The 23,345-nt window shown below is 44.9% G+C and carries 24 protein-coding genes and 1 other RNA gene; 20 read left to right on the top strand and 5 right to left on the bottom strand.

The annotated features are described in order from the left end of the window. The first annotated feature begins 13 nt into the window (after positions 1–13). The 7 genes from AB3489_RS13985 to AB3489_RS13955 all read left to right on the top strand — a co-directional run bounded on the left by AB3489_RS13985 (position 14) and on the right by AB3489_RS13955 (position 9,348). Positions 14–1,468, top strand: a complete 1,455-nt coding sequence (locus AB3489_RS13985; protein ID WP_368293364.1) for a TrkH family potassium uptake protein — start codon at positions 14–16, stop codon at positions 1,466–1,468. 273 nt (positions 1,469–1,741) lie between these two features. Then, positions 1,742–2,935, top strand: coding sequence for a phosphoglycerate kinase (gene pgk / locus AB3489_RS13980; protein WP_368293363.1), 1,194 nt, complete (start codon positions 1,742–1,744; stop codon positions 2,933–2,935). A 132-nt stretch (positions 2,936–3,067) separates the two neighbouring features. Then, positions 3,068–3,832 carry a triose-phosphate isomerase gene (gene tpiA, locus AB3489_RS13975; protein WP_368293362.1) on the top strand — a complete coding sequence of 255 codons (765 nt, stop codon included), beginning with the start codon at positions 3,068–3,070 and terminating at the stop codon, positions 3,830–3,832. 5 nt (positions 3,833–3,837) lie between these two features. Continuing rightward, complete coding sequence (gpmI, locus tag AB3489_RS13970; RefSeq protein WP_368293361.1) at positions 3,838–5,388, top strand: 2,3-bisphosphoglycerate-independent phosphoglycerate mutase; 1,551 nt, start codon at positions 3,838–3,840, stop codon at positions 5,386–5,388. Between the two features lie 96 nt (positions 5,389–5,484). Continuing rightward, on the top strand, positions 5,485–6,759 hold the full coding sequence (gene eno, locus AB3489_RS13965) for a phosphopyruvate hydratase (protein ID WP_368293360.1): 1,275 nt from the start codon (positions 5,485–5,487) through the stop codon (positions 6,757–6,759). A gap of 219 nt (positions 6,760–6,978) precedes the next feature. Continuing rightward, the gene (secG, locus tag AB3489_RS13960; RefSeq protein WP_019224943.1) at positions 6,979–7,209 is read left to right on the top strand and encodes a preprotein translocase subunit SecG; all 231 of its coding nucleotides are present in this window, start codon (positions 6,979–6,981) and stop codon (positions 7,207–7,209) included. Between the two features lie 129 nt (positions 7,210–7,338). Next, a complete protein-coding gene (locus tag AB3489_RS13955) occupies positions 7,339–9,348 on the top strand; it encodes a sodium-translocating pyrophosphatase (protein WP_368293359.1) in 2,010 nt (669 codons plus the stop codon). Positions 9,349–9,704: 356 nt separating this feature from the next. Here AB3489_RS13955 and AB3489_RS13950 read toward each other — a convergent pair whose 3' ends face one another. Continuing rightward, entirely contained in the window at positions 9,705–10,892 is a 1,188-nt protein-coding gene (locus AB3489_RS13950; RefSeq protein WP_131930284.1) for an IS256 family transposase, read from the bottom strand. A gap of 213 nt (positions 10,893–11,105) precedes the next feature. Here AB3489_RS13950 and AB3489_RS13945 point away from each other — a divergent pair, with 213 nt between their 5' ends. From AB3489_RS13945 to AB3489_RS13935, 3 genes are all read left to right on the top strand, one after another. Beyond that, positions 11,106–11,870 (top strand): alpha/beta hydrolase, encoded by a 765-nt coding sequence (locus AB3489_RS13945; RefSeq protein WP_368293358.1) that lies wholly within the window; start codon positions 11,106–11,108, stop codon positions 11,868–11,870. Between the two features lie 108 nt (positions 11,871–11,978). Continuing rightward, complete coding sequence (gene smpB / locus AB3489_RS13940) at positions 11,979–12,443, top strand: SsrA-binding protein SmpB (protein ID WP_015044854.1); 465 nt, start codon at positions 11,979–11,981, stop codon at positions 12,441–12,443. A 23-nt stretch (positions 12,444–12,466) separates the two neighbouring features. Beyond that, entirely contained in the window at positions 12,467–13,456 is a 990-nt protein-coding gene (locus AB3489_RS13935) for a DUF4003 domain-containing protein (RefSeq protein WP_368293357.1), read from the top strand. Here AB3489_RS13935 and AB3489_RS13930 read toward each other — a convergent pair. Beyond that, entirely contained in the window at positions 13,453–14,895 is a 1,443-nt protein-coding gene (locus tag AB3489_RS13930) for a PIG-L deacetylase family protein (RefSeq protein WP_368293356.1), read from the bottom strand. The two genes, AB3489_RS13935 and AB3489_RS13930, sit on opposite strands and share 4 nt — an antisense overlap. A 345-nt stretch (positions 14,896–15,240) precedes the next feature. On the opposite strand from AB3489_RS13930, the gene ssrA reads away from it, so the two are divergent. From ssrA to AB3489_RS13910, 4 genes are all read left to right on the top strand, one after another. Further along, positions 15,241–15,591, top strand: a transfer-messenger RNA (tmRNA) gene (ssrA, locus tag AB3489_RS13925). A 416-nt stretch (positions 15,592–16,007) separates the two neighbouring features. Beyond that, positions 16,008–16,352, top strand: a complete 345-nt coding sequence (locus tag AB3489_RS13920) for a hypothetical protein (RefSeq protein WP_287705054.1) — start codon at positions 16,008–16,010, stop codon at positions 16,350–16,352. Continuing rightward, entirely contained in the window at positions 16,306–16,935 is a 630-nt protein-coding gene (locus tag AB3489_RS13915; protein WP_368293354.1) for an RNA polymerase sigma factor, read from the top strand. Before AB3489_RS13920 ends, AB3489_RS13915 begins: the two co-directional genes overlap by 47 nt. Positions 16,936–16,946: 11 nt before the next feature. After that, the gene (locus AB3489_RS13910) at positions 16,947–17,201 is read left to right on the top strand and encodes a hypothetical protein (protein WP_368293353.1); all 255 of its coding nucleotides are present in this window, start codon (positions 16,947–16,949) and stop codon (positions 17,199–17,201) included. Between the two features lie 75 nt (positions 17,202–17,276). Here AB3489_RS13910 and AB3489_RS13905 read toward each other — a convergent pair whose 3' ends face one another. Further along, positions 17,277–17,621, bottom strand: a complete 345-nt coding sequence (locus AB3489_RS13905; RefSeq protein ID WP_019224932.1) for a phage scaffolding protein — start codon at positions 17,619–17,621, stop codon at positions 17,277–17,279. 22 nt (positions 17,622–17,643) lie between these two features. Continuing rightward, positions 17,644–18,057, bottom strand: a complete 414-nt coding sequence (gene terS / locus AB3489_RS13900; RefSeq protein WP_368293352.1) for a phage terminase small subunit — start codon at positions 18,055–18,057, stop codon at positions 17,644–17,646. 35 nt (positions 18,058–18,092) lie between these two features. Between terS and AB3489_RS13895 the strand changes: the two genes are divergently transcribed. Both AB3489_RS13895 and AB3489_RS13890 read left to right on the top strand, forming a co-directional pair. Then, complete coding sequence (locus tag AB3489_RS13895; RefSeq protein ID WP_019224930.1) at positions 18,093–18,734, top strand: hypothetical protein; 642 nt, start codon at positions 18,093–18,095, stop codon at positions 18,732–18,734. A gap of 84 nt (positions 18,735–18,818) precedes the next feature. Further along, positions 18,819–19,490, top strand: coding sequence for a hypothetical protein (locus tag AB3489_RS13890; protein WP_368293351.1), 672 nt, complete (start codon positions 18,819–18,821; stop codon positions 19,488–19,490). 130 nt (positions 19,491–19,620) lie between these two features. Here the strand turns inward: AB3489_RS13890 and AB3489_RS13885 are convergent, their stop codons facing one another. Beyond that, entirely contained in the window at positions 19,621–19,824 is a 204-nt protein-coding gene (locus AB3489_RS13885; RefSeq protein ID WP_368293350.1) for a hypothetical protein, read from the bottom strand. A gap of 248 nt (positions 19,825–20,072) precedes the next feature. On the opposite strand from AB3489_RS13885, the gene AB3489_RS13880 reads away from it, so the two are divergent. The 4 genes from AB3489_RS13880 (at position 20,073) to AB3489_RS13865 (ending at position 22,904) form a co-directional block, all read left to right on the top strand. Further along, complete coding sequence (locus tag AB3489_RS13880; protein WP_368293349.1) at positions 20,073–20,903, top strand: DUF3102 domain-containing protein; 831 nt, start codon at positions 20,073–20,075, stop codon at positions 20,901–20,903. An 88-nt stretch (positions 20,904–20,991) separates the two neighbouring features. After that, positions 20,992–21,219, top strand: coding sequence for a DUF1659 domain-containing protein (locus tag AB3489_RS13875; protein WP_368293348.1), 228 nt, complete (start codon positions 20,992–20,994; stop codon positions 21,217–21,219). A 38-nt stretch (positions 21,220–21,257) separates the two neighbouring features. Further along, positions 21,258–21,497, top strand: a complete 240-nt coding sequence (locus tag AB3489_RS13870) for a DUF2922 domain-containing protein (RefSeq protein WP_368293347.1) — start codon at positions 21,258–21,260, stop codon at positions 21,495–21,497. 483 nt (positions 21,498–21,980) lie between these two features. Beyond that, positions 21,981–22,904, top strand: coding sequence for a TIGR01777 family oxidoreductase (locus AB3489_RS13865; protein WP_368293346.1), 924 nt, complete (start codon positions 21,981–21,983; stop codon positions 22,902–22,904). Positions 22,905–23,345 lie beyond the last annotated feature (441 nt).

Genomic DNA, 23,345 nt, shown 5'->3' with positions numbered 1-23,345 from the left:
GAGAATCAGGATCATGAATTTTACGCTGCTGGAAAATATCTTGGGAAGGTTCTTGATTGCCTACAGTTTTGCCATGGTTATTCCGATTGCTGTTGCGCTGTTCTTTCAAGAGAAGGTCGGCTGGGCTTTTCTAATTTCTTTTTGCATTACCGTCATTGTCGGAACAGTTATGCGCTTCCATGGAAAAGTTGAAGGCAAAATTAGCGTGCGGGAAGGCTTTGCAGTTGTCGGGGGAGCCTGGATTTTTGCGTCGCTGTTTGGGGCGCTACCTTTTATTATTTCCGGCGTCGTTCCAACCTATATTGATGCGTTATTCGAAGTGGTTTCCGGCCTGACAACGACGGGATCAAGCGTATTGAGTAATCTGGAGGTTCTGCCCAGGAGTATTCTTTTCTGGCGTAGCCTGACCCACTGGATGGGCGGGATGGGGATCATCGTGATGTTTATTGTACTCCTCCCGAACCTTGGCATTGGGGCAGTCCACATCTTTAACTCCGAAGTCCCTGGACCGATTTCCGAGAAGATTGTTCCGAGAATCAAAGATACCGCGCTGATTCTCTGGGGGATCTACGCAGGGCTTACAGTGGTGACGATTGTGCTGCTGTTGTTCGCGGGGATGTCCCTTTTTGATGCGGTGAACCATGCCTTTGCCACTGTGGCGACAGGCGGCTTCTCCACGCGCTCGGCAAGTATTGCTGCCTACAATTCTTTCCCTATTGAGCTTGTTCTGACCATTTCCATGTTTATCGCAGGTTCAAACTTCAGTCTTTTCGTCCAGGCTTGGCGGAAACGTTCTTTGCGTCCGCTCAAAGATACGGAATTGAAATATTATTTTTTAATAGTTGTTGTGTCTACGCTCATTATCACCGGTTCACTTGTCATCCAGCAGGGCTGGGGATCACTTGCTGCTCTGAGACATTCCGTCTTTCAAGTGGTAACGCTGATGACGACTACCGGATTTGCATCTACTGATTTTGACCAGTGGTCGGGGCTGGCGAAATTGATTTTATTTTTTTTAATGTTCATCGGCGCGAGTGCCGGATCCACTGCCGGTGGTTTAAAAGTGTCCAGAGTGATCTTATTGGTCAAAATGGGTCTGGCTCAGCTCAGACAAGCGATCCATCCGCGCCTGGTAGTCAATATTGTTGTTCAGGATAAAGTAATTGACACGACAGTGCTGAGTAATGTGGGACGGTTTTTCTTCGTTTACTTCCTGACGTTTGCTATCGGGTCTATTCTTTTGGCCGGTACAGGTCTGGAGCCTTTTGATGCGATGTCGGCAGTTATTGCGAATCTCAGCAACGTTGGACCAGGGTTTGGCGTCGTCGGACCGATGTTTACCTATGCACCGATCGAACCTTTCGGGAAAATTGTTTTGACAGCGTGTATGCTGCTGGGCAGGCTGGAACTCTTTACCCTGCTGGTCTTTCTAACGCCGGAGTTTTGGAAATCGAAAAAAAGCTGGTAAGCTTATCTCAAAAAACTGGCTACGGCCAGTTTTTTTGATGGTGGCCTAATGCCGAACGAAGATTCTGTGAATATGAATTGCCTAATGAAAAAAACATGCGCAAACAAACAAAAACATGTTAAAATAAAACATAAAAACAAACAAATATGTTCATTCGAACAGAAGGAATCCGGGAAATGATATTCTGAGCATACGACCGAATAAGAAAATAAGGGAAAAGGGAAACTAAACCTGTTCTCCAAACATATGAAAGAAAAAGAGGGAGATATAACGATGAATAAAATCGGAATCGATGAAATAGACGTAAAGGGAAAGCGTGTTTTCGTACGCGTAGATTTTAATGTGCCGATGGACGATCAGCAAAATATTACGGATGATACCAGAATCAGGGCTGCACTTCCGACGATCCGTTATCTGAAAGAAAACGGTGCTAAAGTCATTTTGGCTTCCCACCTCGGAAGACCCAAAGGCAAAGTCAATCCCAAATATTCACTGGCACCTGCAGCAGCCCATTTAAGCATTCTGTTGGACACCGAAGTGAAGCTCGCTCCTGATTGCAGCGGGCCCAAGGTTGCAGCGCTGGTTGAACATATGGAAGATGGGCAGGTTCTGCTTCTGGAAAATGTCAGATTTCATGAGGAAGAGGAAAAGAATGACCCTGATTTTGCACGCAGCCTGGCCGGCTTAGCCGATATCTACGTGAATGACGCGTTTGGAGCGGCGCACCGGGCGCATGCCTCAACTGAAGGGATAGCCCAATATATACCTGCTTATGCCGGATTCTTGATGAAAAAAGAAGTGGACATCCTTGGCCAGGTGCTCGGTCAGCCAACCAGACCATTTGCTGCGATTATTGGTGGAGCGAAGGTCAGTGATAAAATCGGTGTCATAGAAAATCTGCTGAAAAAGGTGGATGTTCTGATCATCGGAGGCGGGATGGCCAATACGTTCCTGAAGGCCCAGGGGCTGGAAGTCGGGAAATCACTAATTGAAGAGGACAAGGTGGAACTGGCCGCCGAACTTCTCCGGCAGGCCGAAAGTACCGGCGTAAAATTGATGCTCCCGCAGGATGTAGTCGTTACGCTGGAGTTCAAAGCGGACGCCCCGTTCAGAGTTACAGAGGTCTCCAACATTCTTCCGGAAGAAATGGCTTTGGATATTGGCCCGGCAAGTGCTGAATTATTTGCAGAGGCGATTTTGCCTGCGAAGACTGTCATATGGAACGGCCCCATGGGCGTATTTGAAATGGAAAACTTTGCGCGGGGCACGGAACAAATCGCGCTGGCGCTGGCTAGATGCCAGGGAACAACGATTGTCGGAGGTGGGGACTCTGTTGCTGCTGTGGAAAAAGTAGGTGTGGCAGAAAAAATGACGCATATTTCTACCGGAGGGGGCGCTTCGCTCGAATTCCTGGAAGGAAAGATTCTGCCGGGTGTAGCAGTACTAAAAGAAAAAACTGAAAACTGAAATTGACTCAATTTCAGGTATTAGCGGAATTTAAAGAATCAGTCTACGAGATATGAATATCACAAAATAAGATATAAAAATATCAGGCATAGGAATATATTACAGATAAAAAAGCTATGGGAGGGGTCTCTGATGACAAGAAAGCCGATCATTGCAGGTAATTGGAAGATGTATAAGACGGTGCAGGAAGCCAAAGATTTTGCCGCGGGACTGTTGGAAAGTTTGGAGAAACTGGAAAATGGAACAAACGCGGAAATGGTAATTTGTGCACCGTTTACTGCGCTGGCAGCCTTAAAGGATGAACTTGAAGAGAGCATCATCCATATTGGCGCCCAAAATATGTATTATGAGACACAGGGTGCGTATACCGGGGAGATATCGCCGCTTATGCTGACAGAGCTAGCTTGTACCTATGTGATTATCGGCCACTCGGAACGCAGGGAATATTTTAAAGAAGATGACGCGCTTATAGCAAAAAAAGTCAAGACCGCACTGGACTTTGGACTGACGCCAATTCTGTGTGTCGGTGAGAACCTGGCTTTGAGAGAAGCAGGTCAGGCCCTAGTCTTTGTACAAGGGCAGGTTGAGAATGCCCTCAGGGAGTTGAGTCCCGAAGAAATCAGAAAGATTGTTGTTGCATATGAACCCATTTGGGCTATCGGAACAGGCAGGACAGCATCTCCGCAGGATGCCCAGGAAATGTGTGTCGCAATCCGTGCCACCCTGGCGAGGCTCGCCGCTGAAGCTGCTCAGGAAATACGAATTTTATACGGTGGAAGTGTCAAGGCTTCCAATATCGCCGAACTGATGGATCAGCCGGATATTGATGGCGCGCTGGTCGGTGGAGCAAGTCTGGACTTCCTTGGATTTACTGAACTGATTGGCAGCGTGAGGTGATTTTGATGTCCGAGGCAACAGGGAGGCCGCTCCTGCTGATGATCCTGGACGGTTGGGGCTGTAGCAAAGAAAAGAATGGAAATGCAACGCTGCTTGCAAAGATCCCGAATTTTTCCCGTTTGCAGGAAAGTTATCCACATACGCTGCTTAACGCTTCGGGTGCTGCAGTGGGATTGCCGGAAGGACAAATGGGCAATTCGGAGGTCGGTCACTTAAACATTGGCGCCGGCCGAGTCGTCTATCAGGAACTGACACGGATCTTCAAGGCAATGGACGAAGGAGACCTTGTCAAGAATGAAGTGCTGCGCGAAGCAATGACCCGAGCCAGGGATTCCGGAAAAGCTTTTCACTTGCTGGGGCTGCTTTCGGACGGTGGTGTCCATTCCCATATCCGTCATTTGTTTGCATTACTGGACATGGCGGTTGAGGCCGGTGTAGAGAAGCTTTATATTCATCCGGTTCTTGACGGCAGAGATGTTCTTCCCCAAAGCGCCAAGGAATTTATCCGGCAGCTGGAAAATAAACTGAAACAGCTTGGCAGAGGGAAAATTGCTACAGTTAGTGGGCGTTATTATGTGATGGACAGGGATAAGCGCTGGGACAGAGTCGAGAAAGCATATAAAGCCCTTGTAGCGGGAGAGGGGCCGATGGCCTGTAATGCTCTGGCAGCTGTAGAGAATGCTTATGACAAAAAGATTGTCGATGAGTTTGTTGACCCGACCGTAATCACGGATGAATCAGGCCGTCCAGTGGCGGTAATTGAAGACGACGACAGTGTGCTTTTCTTTAATTTTCGGGCAGACCGGGCCAGAGAAATTACCCGGGCGTTTATTGAAGAAAATTTTGAAGGTTTTATACGGACAAACCGTCCCCGGGTGCATTATGTCTGCCTTACCGAGTACGATGCCAGCTTTGACTGTCCGGTGGTTTTTCCGCCGCAAAACCTCGAAAATACACTTGGCGAGGCTCTGGCAGCCAAAGGTCTAAGGCAGCTTCGCATCGCTGAAACAGAAAAATATGCGCATGTAACATTCTTTTTCAATGGTGGGATAGAGGAACCTGAAGATGGAGAAGACCGCTGTCTGATTCCGTCACCGGGAGTGCCTACCTACAACCTGCAGCCGGAAATGAGCGCCTATGGCATCACCGAGGCCCTGCTTAGCAAAGTGCGGGACGATCAATATGATGTAATTGTTTTAAATTTTGCTAACGCCGATATGGTCGGGCATACCGGATATCTTCTAGCGGCAGTCAAGGCCTTGGAAGCTGTCGATGTTTGTATCGGGAAGATCGTTGATGCAGTTCAGGCCAAAGGCGGGACTGTGTTAATTACTTCGGACCATGGAAATGCTGAGTGCATGATTGATCAGGAAACAAATTCACCGTTTACAGCGCATACGACCAATAAGGTACCGTTCATTCTGGTGAATGATACGTATAAAGACCGCACCCTCCGGGAGGGAGGAAGTCTCTGCGATATTGCACCGACGATGCTGAAGTTGCTGAAGCTTGATATTCCGGCGGAAATGACTGGTAAATCCTTGCTTTTATACTAGTATCCATGGCAAACAAACCCAGGTGTATACCCAGTACCAAGGTACTGGCAATAACGTATACCCAAAAAAATCAAAAAAAATGAAGGAGTGACTATGATGAGTTTTATTGACCAGGTAATTGCACGGGAAATCCTTGATTCCAGAGGTTTTCCGACTGTTGAAGTAGATGTTGTGCTGGAAGATGGCACCATGGGGCGGGCTGCTGTGCCGTCCGGCGCTTCCACCGGAGCTTTTGAGGCTTTGGAACTGCGCGACGGGGACAAGAACCGTTATCTTGGCAAAGGCGTTCTTCAGGCTGTTGACAATGTCAATGACGTGATTGGTCTGGAAATGGAAGGACTCAATGTCTTTGATCAGCCGGGGATCGACCGGACGCTTCAAGAGATCGACGGAACGGAAACCAAGAGTAAGCTTGGAGCTAATGCCATTCTGGGCGTATCGTTGGCTGCAGCCAGAGCGGCTTCTCTTTATCTCGGCCTGCCGTTCTACCAGTATATCGGCGGCATTAATGCCAAGGAGCTTCCCGTGCCGATGATGAATATCCTGAACGGAGGCAAACATGCCGACAACAATGTGGATATTCAGGAATTTATGATTATGCCGGTCGGAGCAGCCAGCTTTGCCGAAGCGATGAGAATGGGCTCGGAAATATACCATACCCTTAAGAGCGTCTTAAAGGGGAAAGGTCTGGTAACCGCAATCGGAGATGAAGGCGGCTTTGCGCCGAACCTTGCTTCCAACGCCGAAGCTTTGGAAGTCATTGTCGATGCCATTCAAAAAGCCGGCTACAAACCGGGCGAAGAAGTAATGTTAGCCATTGATGCTGCGGCTACCGAAATGTATAAAGACGGCCTTTATGTTCTCGAAGGTGAAGGGTTGACGAAAACCGCAGACGAAATGATCGCCTATTATGAAGACTTATGCAGCAGATTCCCGATTGTCTCGATAGAAGACGGTCTGTCAGAGGAAGACTGGGACGGCTGGGCTAAACTCACCCAACGGCTCGGCAACAGAATCCAGCTTGTCGGGGACGATTTGTTTGTTACGAATCCAACACGGCTTAGCCGGGGAATTCAGGCGAAGTGCGGGAATTCCATCTTAATCAAGCTGAATCAGATCGGCACCCTGACCGAAACCCTCGATACGATCGAGATAGCTAAAAGAGCCGGCTATACCACGGTTATTTCCCATCGGTCCGGAGAAACAGAAGATGTCTCCTTGGCCCATATTGCCGTAGCAGTCAATGCTGGACAGCTGAAAACAGGCGCGCCGGCTCGTACGGACCGTTTGGTTAAATATAATGAACTTCTCCGGATTGAGGAAGAACTCGGGTTAACCGCTATCTACAAAGGCAGAGCCGTGCTGAAATAATCAGTCCTGGGTCCATCCACAATCGGCTATGGGCATTCCATCCGCAATAATCGGCCATTCAGGCCGTATTCCCTTGCGTCAACACTGGGGCTGTGCTAAAATAGCAATACTGACCATAATCAGACAAACATGCTATTTTATGCCGACCAGGGAAACATATGCTGTAAATAGTTAAAGCCGGGTAAAATAACGGTTTAAACCTTTGAGGGAGGTGAAAATATGACAATAGCAATCGTTGTAATTTTAATCATCAGTTCTCTCGGGTTAATCGCCACAGTTCTGCTGCAGCCAGGAAAAAGCGCTGGTCTTTCCGGTTCGATCACCGGAGCGGGTGAGCAATTTTTCGGTAAGGCTGCCAAAGGAAAGGAAGGCTTATTCGCCAAACTTGGTGTTGTATTTGCCGTTTTGTTCCTTGTAAGTTCGCTAGGGCTGACTTTGTTTTTAAAATAAGATAACAGCAAGATCCCGTGCCCTGCAGATTTATCCGTAATTGTGCGGATTATTCGGTATGAAATAAGGTCAACACACCAGGCTGCGTGGAACATACTTCGTGTGGTTATTTATTAGGAGGTAGTAGGAATGGATTTCTCACAGATACCCTTAGTGGGTGTAGGAGCAGGAATTGTCGGACTGCTCGCGGCATTGTTTTTTGCAAAAAGTGTACTTAAGGAGAGCGCCGGAAATGACAAAATGAAAGAAATTTCCAAAGCCATTCAAGTCGGCGCGATGGCTTATCTGAACCGTCAATACAGAACGCTTATTCCGATTGTTATCATTATTTTTATTGCTTTATTTGCGTTAAAAGGTAACGCTGCGGCACCACTGTCCTTCTTGGTTGGTGCAGTAGCTTCAGGTGCTGCAGGTTATGTCGGCATGGGGATTACGACCAGAGCCAATGCCCGTACAACAGAAGCTGCCCGTACCAGTTTGAACAAAGCACTCGGCGTGTCATTCCGTGCAGGCGCAGTTATGGGATTTTCGGTGGCTGGTCTGGGTCTGTTAGGTGTTGCCGGGCTGTTTATGATCTTTGGTGATGCTGAAACAATCAACTCCTTCGCTTTTGGCGCAAGTGCGATTGCACTGTTTGCCCGTGTCGGTGGAGGTATCTTTACCAAGGCTGCTGACGTTGGAGCTGATCTTGTAGGGAAGGTTGAAGCCGGAATTCCAGAAGATGATCCGCGTAACCCGGCAGTTATTGCTGATAATGTCGGTGACAACGTTGGCGATACAGCTGGTATGGGTGCCGACTTGTTTGAATCTTATGCTGCAACCGCCATTTCCGGCATGCTGATCGGCTATTCGGTCTTCGGCGGTCATGGCATTGGGGAGTCTATTTTCCTGATTATCGGTGCGATCGGTATTCTTGCCTCGATTATTGCCAGCTTCTTTGTGCGCACAGGAGAAAAGGCCAATCCACAGATGGCTCTGAACATGGGCCTTTGGGGAACAAATGTGATTACAGCTATTGGTTCTTTTGCCGCAGTCCATCTGCTGATGCCGGCAACTTATGTCACAGAATCCGGACTCGTACTCACACCAAACAGGATATTTTTAGCCATTATCTGTGGTCTTGCAGTAAATATTATCATTGGTTTGATCACGGAGTACTACACATCCAATGAAAAGAAACCGGCCCAGTCGATTGCCAAGGCCTCCGAAACCGGAGCAGCTACGAACATCATCACGGGTTTGGCTGTCGGTCTAAAAAGTACAGCTTTGCCGGTCATTACGATTTGTGCTGCGATCCTGGTGGCTTATCAGGTTGCGGGTATATATGGCATTGCGATGGCTGCAATGGCGATGCTTTCCACAGCGGGAATCATCGTTGCGATTGACTCTTTCGGACCGGTGGCTGACAATGCCGGCGGTATTGCCGAAATGGCTGAACTCGATCCGAGTGTGCGTAAAACAACAGATAAACTTGACGCTGTTGGAAATACCACAGCTGCCGTAGCTAAAGGCTTCGCGATTGGATCAGCTGCAATTACCGCGCTGGCTCTGTTCAACGCGTTTGCTGAACTTGCCGACCTTCAGACCATTGACATTCTTGTGCCGACGACGATTATCGGTCTATTTATTGGTGCTGCCCTGCCGTTCCTGTTCTCCGCTTTTGCGATGCAGGCGGTCGGAAGAGCTGCGTTTGACATGATTGCTGAAGTCCGCCGTCAGTTCAGAGAAATCCCCGGACTGATGGAAGGCAAAGCGAAACCTGATTATGCAGCCTGCGTTGATATTTCGACCAAAGCGGCAATCAGACAAATGATCGCTCCTGGTTTACTGGCCGTATGCACACCGGTACTTGTTGGATTTATTTTAGGCAAGAGTGCCATGGGTGGAATGCTCGCAGGCGGTACATTTGCCGGATTCCTGATGGCCGTATTCATGGCCAACGCCGGCGGGGCCTGGGACAATGCCAAGAAATATATTGAATCCGGACACCATGGCGGCAAGGGGACTCCTGCTCACGCTGCAGCTGTTATCGGCGACACCGTTGGCGATCCGTTCAAAGATACTGCCGGTCCTTCCCTGAATGCTTTGATTAAAGTTATGGGAACGATTTCCCTGATCATTGCTCCTTTCCTTCACTAAGAGGTTAGGTCCGTCCAAACATCGTTTTCAAGTGAAATATATGGAGATGCCTTTAAAGCATCTCCATTTCTATTTTTGTATGAATTTTATTTATCCTAAATCTTTTTATTTATTCTTTAAGATAAAGGTACTGTCAATAATTTTTCGCAAAATTGATTTTCTGCTTGGTATAGATTTATATATATTGACCCCAGAGCAAGACTTGATATGGGGGCGGCGGATGCTACCCTAAATCAGGGGATGGGGCTTACCCAAAAGGAATACATCATTTGAGCCACATCCCGCGACCCATTGAAGCATCCGACGTAGGGTCCCATGTCAAGTCTACCCCAGAGATTTCTAGTTAAATGTCGGCATTAACCAGCTAAGCTATTTTCCTTGTTCATTTCTTCAAGATGCCTCATGCTCATATAAAGTTTAGTTCCCCAAGCTTTACTAGCCACATGTCGGAGTCGCGCACAGACCAGCATCAATGCAGAGTTGCCATCCGGGAAGGTACCAACTACGCGGGTTCTTCGGCGGATCTCCCGATTCAGCCGTTCAATAACATTGTTGCTGCGCAGTTTTGTCCAGTGAGCTTGAGGAAAATCCATATAGGTCAAGGTTTCTGAGATACTATCCTCAACCTTCTTGGCTGCTTCTTTTAATTTCATGTCTTTAAGTTTCTTTGCTACAGCGATAGCTTTCTCTTTGGCCGCCTCTTTATCTTCCTGAGCATGAATAGCTTTAAGCATCGCAGCGACTTCTTTCATCTTAGATCGCGGGGTCACTGAGAATACATTCCGGTAAAAATGAACATGACAACGTTGAAATTTAGCTTCCGGAAAGGTTTCGGTCACTGCTTCTAAAAGTCCTAAACACTTGTCGCCGATGAATAATTGTGTTCCTGTGAGTCCGCGGTCTTTTAGGCTTTTGAGAAATTCCTGCCAACTGGCTTTGTCTTCCTTCATTCCTTCAGCAGCACCAATAACCTCTCTATATCCGTCTTCATTGACGGCCAAAGCAATGAGAATCGCGACGTTCTCGTATTCACCGCCCCAATTGCGCTTGAGATAAATCCCGTCAACATACACGTACGGATATTTGCCCTTCAATGGCCGGTTCCGCCAGGTTTCGATGTGACCGTAGACTTTCTTGTTTAACTGGCTGACCGTTCCGGCGGATACCTTCGTCCCCCAGAGTGCTTCGGTGATGTCCTCCACACGACGGACGGATACACCAGCTAAATACATCTCAATTAGGGCTTCTTCTACGGAGCTTTCGCGGCGTCGATAACGCTCAATGATTGCTGTTTCAAAGGCAACGCCTTTCAGTTTGGGCATCTTCAATTTGACCTCTCCAGAAGTTGTGGTCAGATTCCGCTCATAATGGCCGGATCGATAACCTTTTCGTTCTTCTGATCGCTCATACCGGCCGGCATTCGTTAGCTCAGCGGCTTCCTGATCAAGTAATTTATTCAGGGTTTCCTCCACACTGTGACGGACTAATTCTTTCAACTCCTGCTTTATTGCACCTTCATTTAAGTGTATAATTTTCTCAGACATATTCGCAGCTCCTTCCTGGTAGATTTTGTGTGGTAACTTTATCATACCAAGCAGTTGCGTTTATGTCCTTATTTTTAGGACAATTTATGAATTTGCGAAATTAATGATACCTTATCAAGATAAAATCAAAGACATTGCATTCGGCAAAAAAATCTGTTTAAATAAACCGATAAGGACATTATTGCCTGATGTTGGCAAGTGGAAGGGAGAAGCATGTTTACACGAGAAGAGCTGGTCAAACCTTTTTACTTTTCAGGCGGAAGCACGGCGATCCTTCTGATTCACGGCTTTACAGCCTGCCCGATTGATATGAAGCCACTTGGTGAGAGATTGAAAAATTGGGGATATACAGTCCAGGCCCCGCTTCTGCCCGGCCATGGAACTTCAATAGAAGACTTGAAGAAGACATCCTGGCAGGATTGGGAGCGAGCTGTTGCCGAAGCAGCTGAGCAATTAAAGAAAACGTATCAGAAAGTCCTTGCCGTCGGACATTCCATGGGCGGATTGCTGGCACTGTCTCTGGCTGCTCAGGGCAGGATCGACGGTGCAGTCTCCATCAATGCCCCGATTATTTATGTTGATGAAAAGCTGCATCAGGCCGAAAGCTTGATAGGGGAAATAGAATATGTTGGCAAGCCGCATAAAACCGCTGAGATCAGCCTGAACAGCGAGGGACTCCCCCATTTTTCCTATATTCAGGTACCGGTGATATCATTTATTTCTTTAAACCAAGCCATTGAACGAATGAAAGGAAAATTGCCCCAAATCAGCTGTCCGACGCTTATGGTCCAGAGCATGGCTGACGGGACAGTCCATCCGTCCAGCGGTGAATTTATTCAGAAGAACATCGGAGACCGCTATTGCGATGCAGTTTACTGGAAAGATGAGGATCACTATCTGCCGTTGAGCGCAGCGCGGGACGAATTGGCCCAAAAAATACGGGAATTTATAGAAAGGCGTCAGCTACTGGTCCCATAGGTCGGTTTACTGATTTTTTTTCAAAATAATCTAAAGGAAATACCCATTGCCTGAGCGGTCAACAACGGGTAATATTATTAATAGATAAAGCAGCGAGGTGGAAATAGATTGGCTGAGGGAATTAAGGTCATCGCTGAAAACAGAAAAGCCAGGCACGATTTCTTTGTCGAGGACAGTTATGAAGCCGGGATCATCTTAACGGGGACCGAGATAAAGTCAATCCGGGCCGGCCGTGTGAATCTCAAAGACAGTTATGCTGAAATTATCAAGGGTGAGGTCTGGCTGAATCAGATGCATATCAGCCCGTATGAACAAGGGAACAGGTTCAACCATGATCCGCTGCGGAAGAGAAAACTGCTGCTTAATCGCACCGAGATTATTAAGATGGGGGATAAGGTCAAACTACAGGGAATGACCCTTGTCCCGTTAAAGATTTATCTCAAGCACGGCATGGCCAAAATTGAACTTGGGCTGTGTAAAGGCAAAAAAACTTATGACAAGCGGGATGATCTGGCCGAGCGGGATGCCAAAAGGCAAATGGAACGGGATTTAAGAGACAGAAACAAGGGTTAGTTCGCGGGAAAGGGGATGGGGAAATGGACAGTAATCTTCGGAAAAAAGCTGAAAATCTGATCAGCATCTATCAGCAGGTTGCCAAGGACTTTCGCTGGAAAAATTCAAGCAGTATCAATACGCTGATTGCTTTGTCTTATGTAGCCAAAGACAAGGTTTATGACAGGAAAGAAATCGAAAGGGTCAATGACTATATCAAAAAGAATTTGGGTTCTTTTTCGAGTTTCAGACAAAGATCCATTCTGTATTCAGCCTTGCTGCTCGTCAATTCTCCCGATCCGGAAACAAAACTGGATATCCTTCTTGCTTATGATGAAAAACTTAAAGAAAACGGGTTTCGCAGTTACACATACAGGCCTGTGACCGCCTATACACTGCTCTTGAATTGCGAACCGCGCAAAGCCGATATTCGGATTGCCAAAGCCTATGAGATTTTCACCGAAATGAAGAAACATCACCCCTGGCTGACTTCCGGTGACGACTATGCTGTCTCAATCCTGCTTGCAGCTTCGGATAAACCCGTACAGAGTATCATAGCTAAAATGGAAGAGCTGTACAAAGAACTTCATGAATGTGGTTTTAGCCGTGGAAACGGACTCCAATTCTTGTCGCACATCTTAAGTCTGAGTGAGGAGAACAGTAAGGCTAAAGCTGCAAGATGCCGCATCCTGTATGATTTCTTCGGTCAAAATAAATTAAAAGTCTACGCCAATAACTATGGAACACTCGGTCTGCTTACCTTGCTTGAAGATAAAAGCCAGAGAGCTGCACGTGAGGTGCTCGGAATGAGTGAAGTTCTCCGAGAAGACCGAAATATCCGCTGGTTGGGCAAGGAGACTATTTTTCTTACAGCAGCGTCGCTCGTTTCTTGCACGATGTTGGAAAGCCTCAAAAACAGCAATGATGTGATCTATACCAATGCTTTTGTGACGATTGAAGCACTCATCGCAGCTCAAAACGCAGCAATGATCGGCGCTGCGTGTGCCGCAACGGCTGCATCCAGCGGCAGCTAGCGTGTATCGATCATCCGCCAGGCAGTTTTGTCTATCAGGTGGTTATTAAACGCGGACTCCGCATCCATAAAGACATGATCATAATGGCCAAATTCTAATTGCTGAAATGCTGATTGATTAATAATAAGATGAGACATACCGCCCTGATTTGAAACACAAATATTTACAGTCTCCCTTGTGATTGTATTTGTAGTTGGGTCCTGCGCATAGACCTCATTTCCTTTGACGATGAGGGTCAGGTGCGAGGATTTTTCTTTATTAATAAAGACCAGATTATAACGATATTCATTTAATTCCTTAATCATTTTTTGATCTGTTTGTATAATAAGATGCAAATTGCCTTCCTTGGAGATTTCTGCATGGACAGCTAAGATATCGCCTCCTTTGTCTACATCCAAAAGCAGTTTATCCTGAACCGGGTCCTGAATCAATATATTGCCGGCATTTGGCGTAATGTCCGAATCCATACGCATGCCGCTGATTAGTTTAGCATCTGTATACTGACCGAATAATTCGCTCTGCTTTTCAAAACAGGACATCTGGAATCCCAGTGTTTTTTGCTGCGAATGATACAGCTTGATCGCTTCGGTCTTTAATCTTATTTCCTGATCAGTTAGATCGAGCGTATACCACTTGGTGCCGGTTTTAAGCAGTTTGGCCGGTGGCGCAAGATCCTTTTTATGCTGTGAGCCGGCTTCCGGGCTAGGCCATAGACCGCGGTGAATTAGATAAAGCCACTCTTTCTGCGGAGAATAGTTCAGCACAGTCAGCGTATATTTCGTGAAAGCATTGGTAGCCCAATGATCCGGATGTTTATCATTCGGGTGCGGCATGACAATATCGGTTGGCTGAAAATCGTGAATAATCTGTGATAAATCAGCGACAACATTTTGCCCGCAATACAGGCGGTTTTTCTTAAAACTCTCGGTATAGGGTGACCGGTCTGCTTGGGTATAGGGACTGGTGTACGGATTCGTTGAATTCCAGTTGGAAGACCATAATGAGGCAAGTCCGCCGTCAGGATAACCCAGGAAGATAATATCGCTTTCAGAAACTCCCGATGATGCCAAAGCTTTCACTGATTCCTGCTGGCGTGTATAGCCAAAATTGATATATTCTTTTGGTGTAAGCGTTATTTTTGTATAGTCTAAATGGGCTGCAACCCTATAACCATCACCATTGGTCATAAGGACCACTTTTACTTTACCTCCGTTAGCCAGCGTCTTTTTGATGAGCATACCCGCCCCCAGCGTCTCGTCATCGGGGTGCGGCGCAATGATTAGGACCCGGGAGCCCGCCCCAGGCGCATCGATATGCTCCGGAGTTGTGTCGACCATATAATTGGCAACCATCTGATCCGATATGGTAAATACAAATGCCAATACAATGATCAGAGTCGAAGCAGCCAGAAAAATTCTTCTTTTCAAGATCTTTTTCATATTACCTCAGTTAAGCTCAGCAAAATGTGTTTTTAAGAATTTTTGCTCGAGTAATTTTATACAAATTCATAGTCTCTATGGTTAAATTGCCACCTAATATTATACCTTAAAATAAGATGCTTAAGATAGCATGAGATGACAAAAATAAAAATCTAACAATTAAGATCGTTTTTTAAATTAATTATTAAGTAAAGAATTAAATTAAAATTAAAAATAAAGTTCTATAGGCTGAATCATGCTTCTTAAGAAAGATATTTGTATTTTCTGTAAACATTAAATAAGATTTTCAAGTTGATACTAGTCAAAATGTAGAGATATGGTATAATGATATCGCTACACTTTCTCGGGGGCGTTTTAGACTCGCTCGGGGGAGCAATGGCAAGAGTCGCGTGTCGAGATCCCGCTTGACCTCGTTAAACAGCGGACAAACAATAACTGACAAAACAAATTACGCTTTAGCAGCTTAAGCTGCTACATCCTGCCTTCTTAACCTGCGGGGAAGGGCCAGGGTGTCAAATTAGCAGGAAAACTTGTGCGGCCACCGTCTGAGGCCAAAACAAGGATTAACCAGACTGGCTTCAAAGGAATCCCGCTTTCAGGAGTCCCGCGAAGCGAGAATTAAAATGAGAGCTACACACGTAGATGCTTTTGGTATTGTCTTTCGATACAGGGGTGCAAGTCCCCTCGCCTCCACCAAAATTCGTCCAAAAACCCGCTATTCATGCGGGTTTGAGAATTTTCCGGAGCAAATTTTTAACGGTTTTCTGACCGTTTTTTTGTTTATAGTTAGAAAAATACAAAAAAAAGAAGGCCATCAAGCCTTCATTGCTGCCACTAATTTCTTTGTTCCTACCATATTAATTGCCCTTTTCAAATTATATGCAAGGAAACTAAGCCCCAGCTCGCCTGTGGTTTTTTCTATACCCTTGCATAAAAGATAATGGGCTCCATGGTACCACTTAACCGTACCAAAAGGATGTTCTGAGAGGCATACAAGCATTGAAAAGCCTTTAGAAACCCTTACTGAAATAGTTTCGAAACGATTCCCGGAAGGGTTCCCGAATAAAGAACCAGAAACCAGAAATCAGGATTCCGAACCAGAAGAAGAATGTTTGCACGGAGCGGAAGCCGCTCCATGCCGGCCGGCGCCTGATCACGTTATTTCCTTGATCTTAAATGATAAGAGCGAATACGGGATCGCGGAAGCAAAAATCGCGGAATGGTCGAAGCTGTATCCTGCCGTAGATGTTCAACAGGAGCTTCGGAAAATGAAGGGATGGCTGGACGCCAATCCTTCAAAGAGAAAGACCAGAAGCGGGATTCTTAGGTTTGTAAATAACTGGCTGTCAAAGGAACGGGATCGCGGCGGCTATAAAGCAACAAAGACAGCCGTTCCCATATTTAAGGACTATGACGACGACGAAGACTTCCTGGGGTCAGGTGGTGCTTCACCATAAACAGGAAGGGGGTCGGGATCGTGAAAACTATCTGACGAACGAAGAACTGGTCAAGCTGTACCATGATGGCGATCCTTCCGCCCTGGAAGCTCTGTATTTGCAAAATCATAGACTGATTCGCTATACTGTCCGCCGTTTATGTCGCGGTCGTGAACAAGATTTTGATGATGAAATGCAGGAAGCCTTTTTTATGATGATAAAAAAGGTAAACAAATTCCGTGAAGAAGGTTCGGCCAGCCTGGCGACATACATCGTTAAACAAATTATATGGGGTTATAAAGACCGCCGCAGAACCGCACAAAGCCAACACGAAAAGGGTATGATCAGCCTTGACACCCCCATAAACAGGAACGACGGAAATACAATTCTGCTTATTGATACGCTTCCGGACCCGACAGCCAATTTCGAAGATGAAATCAGTGACGAAATGGTCAGAAATCAGCTAAAGGTTGTACTACATGAGATCATTTCAACGCTTCCGGAACGACAGCGCGCGGTTATACAGGCAAGGCTTGAAGGGTATTCTCAACTCGAGCAACCGGCAACCATGGCCTTGATATTGATCAGTACACCCAGAGCGTAAAGTCTAGTATGATGAGAACTAGACAGGAAGGAAAATATGTTGAGATAACCGGTCAATTATCGAATATTGATAGTAGTGGTAAATATTTTTCCATTGGCCCTTTGGATGATAGTTATTCGTTATTCAATGTCATGTGTTACATAACTGAAGAACAGAAAGCTACAGTAGCCAAATTTACAAACAAACAAAAAGTCACCGTGATTGGAACTATTACCGATGTTGGAGAAGTAATTGGTTATTCATTAGATGTTGAAAGCATAAAATAAGATATTACAGCCCTAAATGTAGCCATAAACGCAAAAAAGCCCCGAAGGATCTCTCCCTCGAGGCTTTTTTTACTTCTACTCTGGCTGTTCCAAAGCTGTACTCTTTCCGCCACTTTCAACCCTGAAGGATGAGCCGCCTTTGTCTTCATTGCCGACTTCTTCAAAGAGGTACCCGTCACTCGCTTTAAGCTTCTCAAGCTGTTCATTCAGCCCGAGGATGGTCTCCCCGTCCAATTTAATAAGAGACATGTCCAGAGCCGCCTTGGCCAGCTTCGGATTCTTGGTCTTTGCGGCCATTAGAGCTCGTTCGACCGCATCGTCCAACCTCAGCTTATTAAGCTCTTTGTCTGCTTCTGTCTTGGAAGTCTCATACTTGGTTTTCCACTCGTCAGCTGCACCCTTAATGCCCTCAATATCCATGCCCTTAAAGGCCTCAATTTGTTTATTGGCATCGGCCAGATTGGCAAAGGATGTCCAGCGGGTGCTTCTCCTGGATCACCTGCATGATCTCCAGTGTCTCATCCGGGAGGTATTTACTAAAAAAACCATGAGTCTCCGCATTCTTGTTTTTGACCGGAGCCCCATGGCCTTTGGCGTTTTTATTTTTCGGCTGGCCGCCGTGCTTACATTTTGTAGTACTACAGTTTTTTGAAATTGAAGTACTACAACCTATTTGATCGTTCCATTTGTCCCGTAGCTTCCATACGCTGACGGTACGTTCGGGTATCTCAAGTATATTTGCAATCTCACGATTGGTTATATTTCCTTCAGACTCTTGGAATATCTCAAGAGCTTTACCTCTTAGAGGATTTTTTTCTTTTGCCACACCTTCACCACCAATTAATGCTATTATCAACGTAGTATGAGTTATCCAATTAAGGAGGTTCCATTATGCCTAAAATGTTTTCCCAAAAGTTTATCGCTGTAGTTTTAACTCTTATATTCACACTTTCTATACCTTGTTTTGCAAGTGCACAAACTGTTGATACGTCATCAAAACATGCAGTCTTAACACAAGATCAAGTTACTCAATTAGTAGAAGATTACTCCAAGACAAAAGACCGTAAAGTATTAAAGAAGTATGGACTAGATCCCAACGAAGGGTTAGCCCTTATTGTTGAAAAAGACACAACAACATCAACTAATTCGTTAGAGTCTAGCGATCCAGTAAAATCTCTTGCCTCGCTACCGTTAAGTGGAGTAAGAGGATATGTTACCGGAGGCATGACTCACTCTGGCAGAACCGTGAATTGTAACATTACAGCTCATTTTTTCATTGATATGGTAAGTTACGCGGAATGGGCTGCTACCTTCTATTATGTAAATCCTAACTTAGAACTTGAAATACCATTAGTAACAAGAGCTAATACTTTATGGTTTAATCCATCTGTGTCTCAATTTTTAGACCAAGTATCAACCACGGTATCATCAGGAGGATATTACACAGCGACATTTGGTGGTATAGCTATGGGTAGGTATGCTAATTATGAGTTAATCCAACTGGTAGATTTAAGTCCCGTTTACGTCAATTAATAGTATATACTTATACTACGTGGATATAATTTTTGCCAGGCTAGATTAATATCCTAGCCTGGCAGATTGCGGAGGTTTAATTATATGAGTTGGACAGTTGAGATAGACAAAGAAACTCTTATGAAAAACGTAATTAATACTAGCGATTCCAGAGATCTAGTTGACTTAGCAATTAATCAAAATGAAGTACCAGAATTCTTCTCTCCTTTTTGTCAATTTTTTCTCGGCCCAACTGCAGCTGGTATATTAAATTTATATACGTCTGTCCCAGTTCCTGACGAGGAAATTTGTCAGTATGTTTTGACGGAATTGGCGCCTCATTATGAAAAGGTTCAAGCAATAAAAAGTAAACAAGGAGAGATCAGAACTTTAATTTTTCGGCAAGTGAAGCCCGATTCTGCCCAATTAATGCAATTATTATTTAAAAATAGCAATTTAGAACCGACTATTTTGGACTTGTATCTGGATAATCCAGCCTATCCTGATCCGCCTACCGAAGGCTCACTTTGTTATAAAGTTAATCCTGAGATGATAAAACCTATCAATTGCCCATCCTTTGATTCAACTTGGGATCTTTTACTGAGATGTTATGCGAGAGAACGAAAAATTTGCCTCACTCCATATGGTTGGACATACACAGACAAGTTACGTGAATCAATTGCAATAAGGTATTTTATTAAAAAATGCGACGATATAATCTTAATTAAAAACAAAAAAAATAATCAAATAATTGGTATAGATTTGATATTAAACTAATTACCATTCGATTTATTCAAAAAGATTTCATTCGTTAGTATATTAATATTTATAATTTAATACTGTATCTCTGAGGTCTTCGTTTGTTTTGGAGAAATAAAATAAGAGCCCGAAAGCTCTTATTTTCCGTTTAGGTTTCAGTTGTTTTTATGCTTCGAATAATCGCCGACATAATTCCGCTTAATGAAACAAAATCTTTTGAACCTTCAGTCTTAAATCTTATCTCGAGTTGATGATTTGGGTTTTGCACAAACTCCATTTCGATAGCATCATTTTTTAGCATACCTGCGAAGATTACTGCGGCAGCGTCAAAATAATCTTTTTCGCACAACAAGATAAATCCCTCCCTTGTTCTGTTAATATTCGATGAAAGGAAGTATTTTCCTGCAATAAAAAGACCGTCCCAATTGATATGCTCCCTTCGTAGTAGACAGTTCAAATAACAAAAACTGTTTAGTGCAAGGAGGAGCATATCAAAATTGGCCGGGGTTCTGCTTCATTAATAAGTAGAAACTAAGCCCTCACCATCTGAAGCCTATCTGCGTATGCTGTATTTAGACGAATAATAAAAGGATGGGCGGTATGGATAATCCGGTCACCGAACGCACGCCGCTTATCATTGCGGCTGAAATAAATATGATAACCTGCCAAACCAAAAAAATCCTGCTTGCCGGCGCCATTGAAATCGGGTGTCGTTTGCAGGAAGCCAAGGCTCTGGTTAAACACGGGGAATGGGGTAAGTGGCTGGAGTCTGTGAGCTATTCCCAGAAAACTGCCGAAAGACTGATAAAGCTCTACCAAGAGTACGGGCCTAAATTTTCTGACGGATCCGACACGTCAAAATCGACATCAATGTCGAATATGACTTACACCCAGGCCCTCCTCCTTCTGGGTTTACCAGAAGAGGAGCGGGAGGAATTCATCGAGCAGAATGATGTCGGCGGTATGACCACCAAGAAGCTGCAGCAGGCACTTCAGGACAGAGATAAGGCCAATCAGGAAAAGGAACAGGCGCTTCAGGAGAATCAAGCATTTAAAAAAGGACTGAAGGCGATCGACAGCACAATCTCCGAATTAAAAAAGGAGCAGGCTAAGGCTGCGTCAATGCCAACAAATCCGGAAAATGTCAAAGCAGAAGCCTTCTCTGCCGGTCAACCCGCCCTGCCGACCCACAACCTTAAAACCGAACATGACCCCGACGCTCACATCAAGCATGTAGAAAAATGCGACACTTGCTGCAAAACAATCGCCGATACCTTCTTCGATCTGACGACAGCGCTCACCAATCTGGCGCATATCGATCCGAACCTGAAAGAAGAAAAAAGAAAAGAAGCCAACCGGCTGATTGAATACATGGCAGAGACGATTAAAGAGTGGCCGCCCCCCAAGAAGCCGCTTAGATTTAATTCCTGATTTTTTTTGGGAACCTTTGGACAAGCCAAGCATAGTATGTACAAGACAGCCGTAAGCTGTCCAATAAAAGGGAAAGGAGATGATTGGAATGGCCGTTGTTTCAGCGCCATCCGGCGCCGCTCTGGTATTGGTTTATCAGACCGGAGTCAGCACCTCCGGTGCTCCGATAACCAAACAGCGAACCCTTAACAATATTGTTTACAATGCTTCGAATCAAGCTGTCTATGAGGCGGCTCACGCCATCTTCGGTCTGTCGGAATATACGCTGCTTGACGTTTACTTCAGAAGAACGGATGAATTGACAAACGAAGAGTAAAGCGGAGGGCAATTTCAGGCGTCAAGGAGGTGATTCAATTGGCTGTGACCACCAACCGAACAGCAAGATTAACTTTCGCGACCACCGGAGGGAACACGTTTTCCCTAACGGTTCCCCAACCGCGAGAGGATATTCAGCTGACTGAAGCCATGGACGTTATGAACTCACTTATAGCAGGCGGAATATTCCTTACGGCAAACGGTGCTCTTACAGGGGTGAAGGATATAAAGGTCATCGAAACAACAACCAATGACCTTTATGATCCTCCGCAAGTGTAAGCAGGCAGTACCGGCCTAAAAGATGAAGAGAGGGGGCGGGCCGCGGCAATCAGGATTTGCCGGCGACCTCGCCTCCGTCTCATCTTTTGCCTGATCACCGGTAATAGTATTATATGAACCTTAGATCAGAACAGTTCGGCCATATTGTTATTGACAATGATCAAGCGCTCCATAATAAAAGATATTATTTGGTTGTTTTTTTCAAGGCGAGGGCTATGTGCCATCTATTCTTTGGAAGGCTTAACCTGATAATATTCATAATATAATGATTTATTGTCTAGGACGTGGTAAAATGTAACATAAAATGGAGGATATGCCAATTGCATTAAGAAGTTGTTGCGGTCGGTTGCCGTCCATGGCAACCTAGCTTGAGGGTGCCACACGCGGCAGATAACACGCCGTTCCCAAAACTTAGAATATATAAATGTAATATGACGCTTCGGGAACGGCTGGACATTAGACGACATTCCGGAGGTATGAAATATGAATGTTTTGATTATTGGTGGAACAGGTTATTTAGGAAGGAACTTAACCAAGGAGTTAATGTCTAGTGGTTATAAAGTATCTGTTATAACAAGAAATCGGCAATTCACAGCAGACAAAGTTGAAAGTAATGTTGATTTAATAGAGTGGGATAACATTTCTCCGCTATCTTCAATTTATGATTTTAAGGAATTTGATGTAGTTATTAATTTTGCAGGAGAATCAATCGGTAACCGTCGTTGGTCCAATTTAGTTAAGCAAGAGATATTGAATAGTAGGATAAATACTACTCGTTCCATTGTTAACGCTATAAACGATGGGACTATGAATCCAAAAGTTCTAATAAATGCTTCAGCTGTAGGATACTATGGGCCTCGTCAGGATGATAAGATAGCCGAGAGTGAAGGTCCTGGACAGGATTTTCTTGCGGAAGTTTGCAAGAAATGGGAAGATGAAGCTTACAAGGTCCAAAATGAATTTACACGAGTCGTTACTATTCGTATTGGGGTAGTATTGGGTAGTCAAGGTGCTCTTACAAGAATGGTTATACCCTTTAAATATTACATCGGTGGTCCATTAGGTAAAGGAAATCAGTGGCTTCCGTGGATTTACATTCAAGATCTAATCAGGATGTTTAGATTTATAATCGAACATGATGAGGTTACTGGTCCTGTAAATGGAACAGCACCAGAACCAGTAAGAATGAAAGGCTTTTCAAAGATTTTAGGAGAAGTCTTAAAGAGACCATCATGGTTTCCAGTTCCCGAATTTGTATTGAAAATCGCATTAGGCCAGATGTCTGAAATGTTATTACATGGTCAAAGGGCTATTCCCCAAAAAATTAGTGATATTGGTTTCGAGTTTAAATTTCCTGATTTAAAGTCTGCTCTAGAGGATGCTTTGGGGAACCGGAACGTCGTCTAACACGGCATTACCTCGACTTTGCCGATATGCATGCGGTTGGGACGCTGCGGGAATGCCTGAACGTTCTACGACATATCGTGCAAAACCGCGCCCTCCTGGTGCGGACGAAAATAGTCGAATATTTCTTCGCATTAGTAGAATATTATAACTTCAAGAGGTAAAATTATGAGGGATATTTAAATTTCGGAGGTGTAACGGTATGGCCTTGGGTATTATTCTTATTGTAGCTTCGCTTACAGGTTTAATTTACGGAATAATAAATAAGAAAAAACCCCTAATGGTATCTTCAGTTATTGCATTGATTATTATTGCAATCATTTGGATAGTATATTCGTATTTATACTCGATAAATCCTTATTAAAGCAAGGCAGCGCTGCGATGTTGACTTCCTCCATCCGAGTGATGAATTCTCATAGGATCGGCTATTGCCCATTGTCCAAT

Origin of the sequence: Dehalobacter sp. TBBPA1 (assembly GCF_040931655.1) — a bacterium.
Lineage (GTDB): Bacteria > Bacillota > Desulfitobacteriia > Desulfitobacteriales > Syntrophobotulaceae > Dehalobacter > Dehalobacter restrictus.
This window is presented reverse-complemented; position numbering and strand designations above follow the sequence as displayed.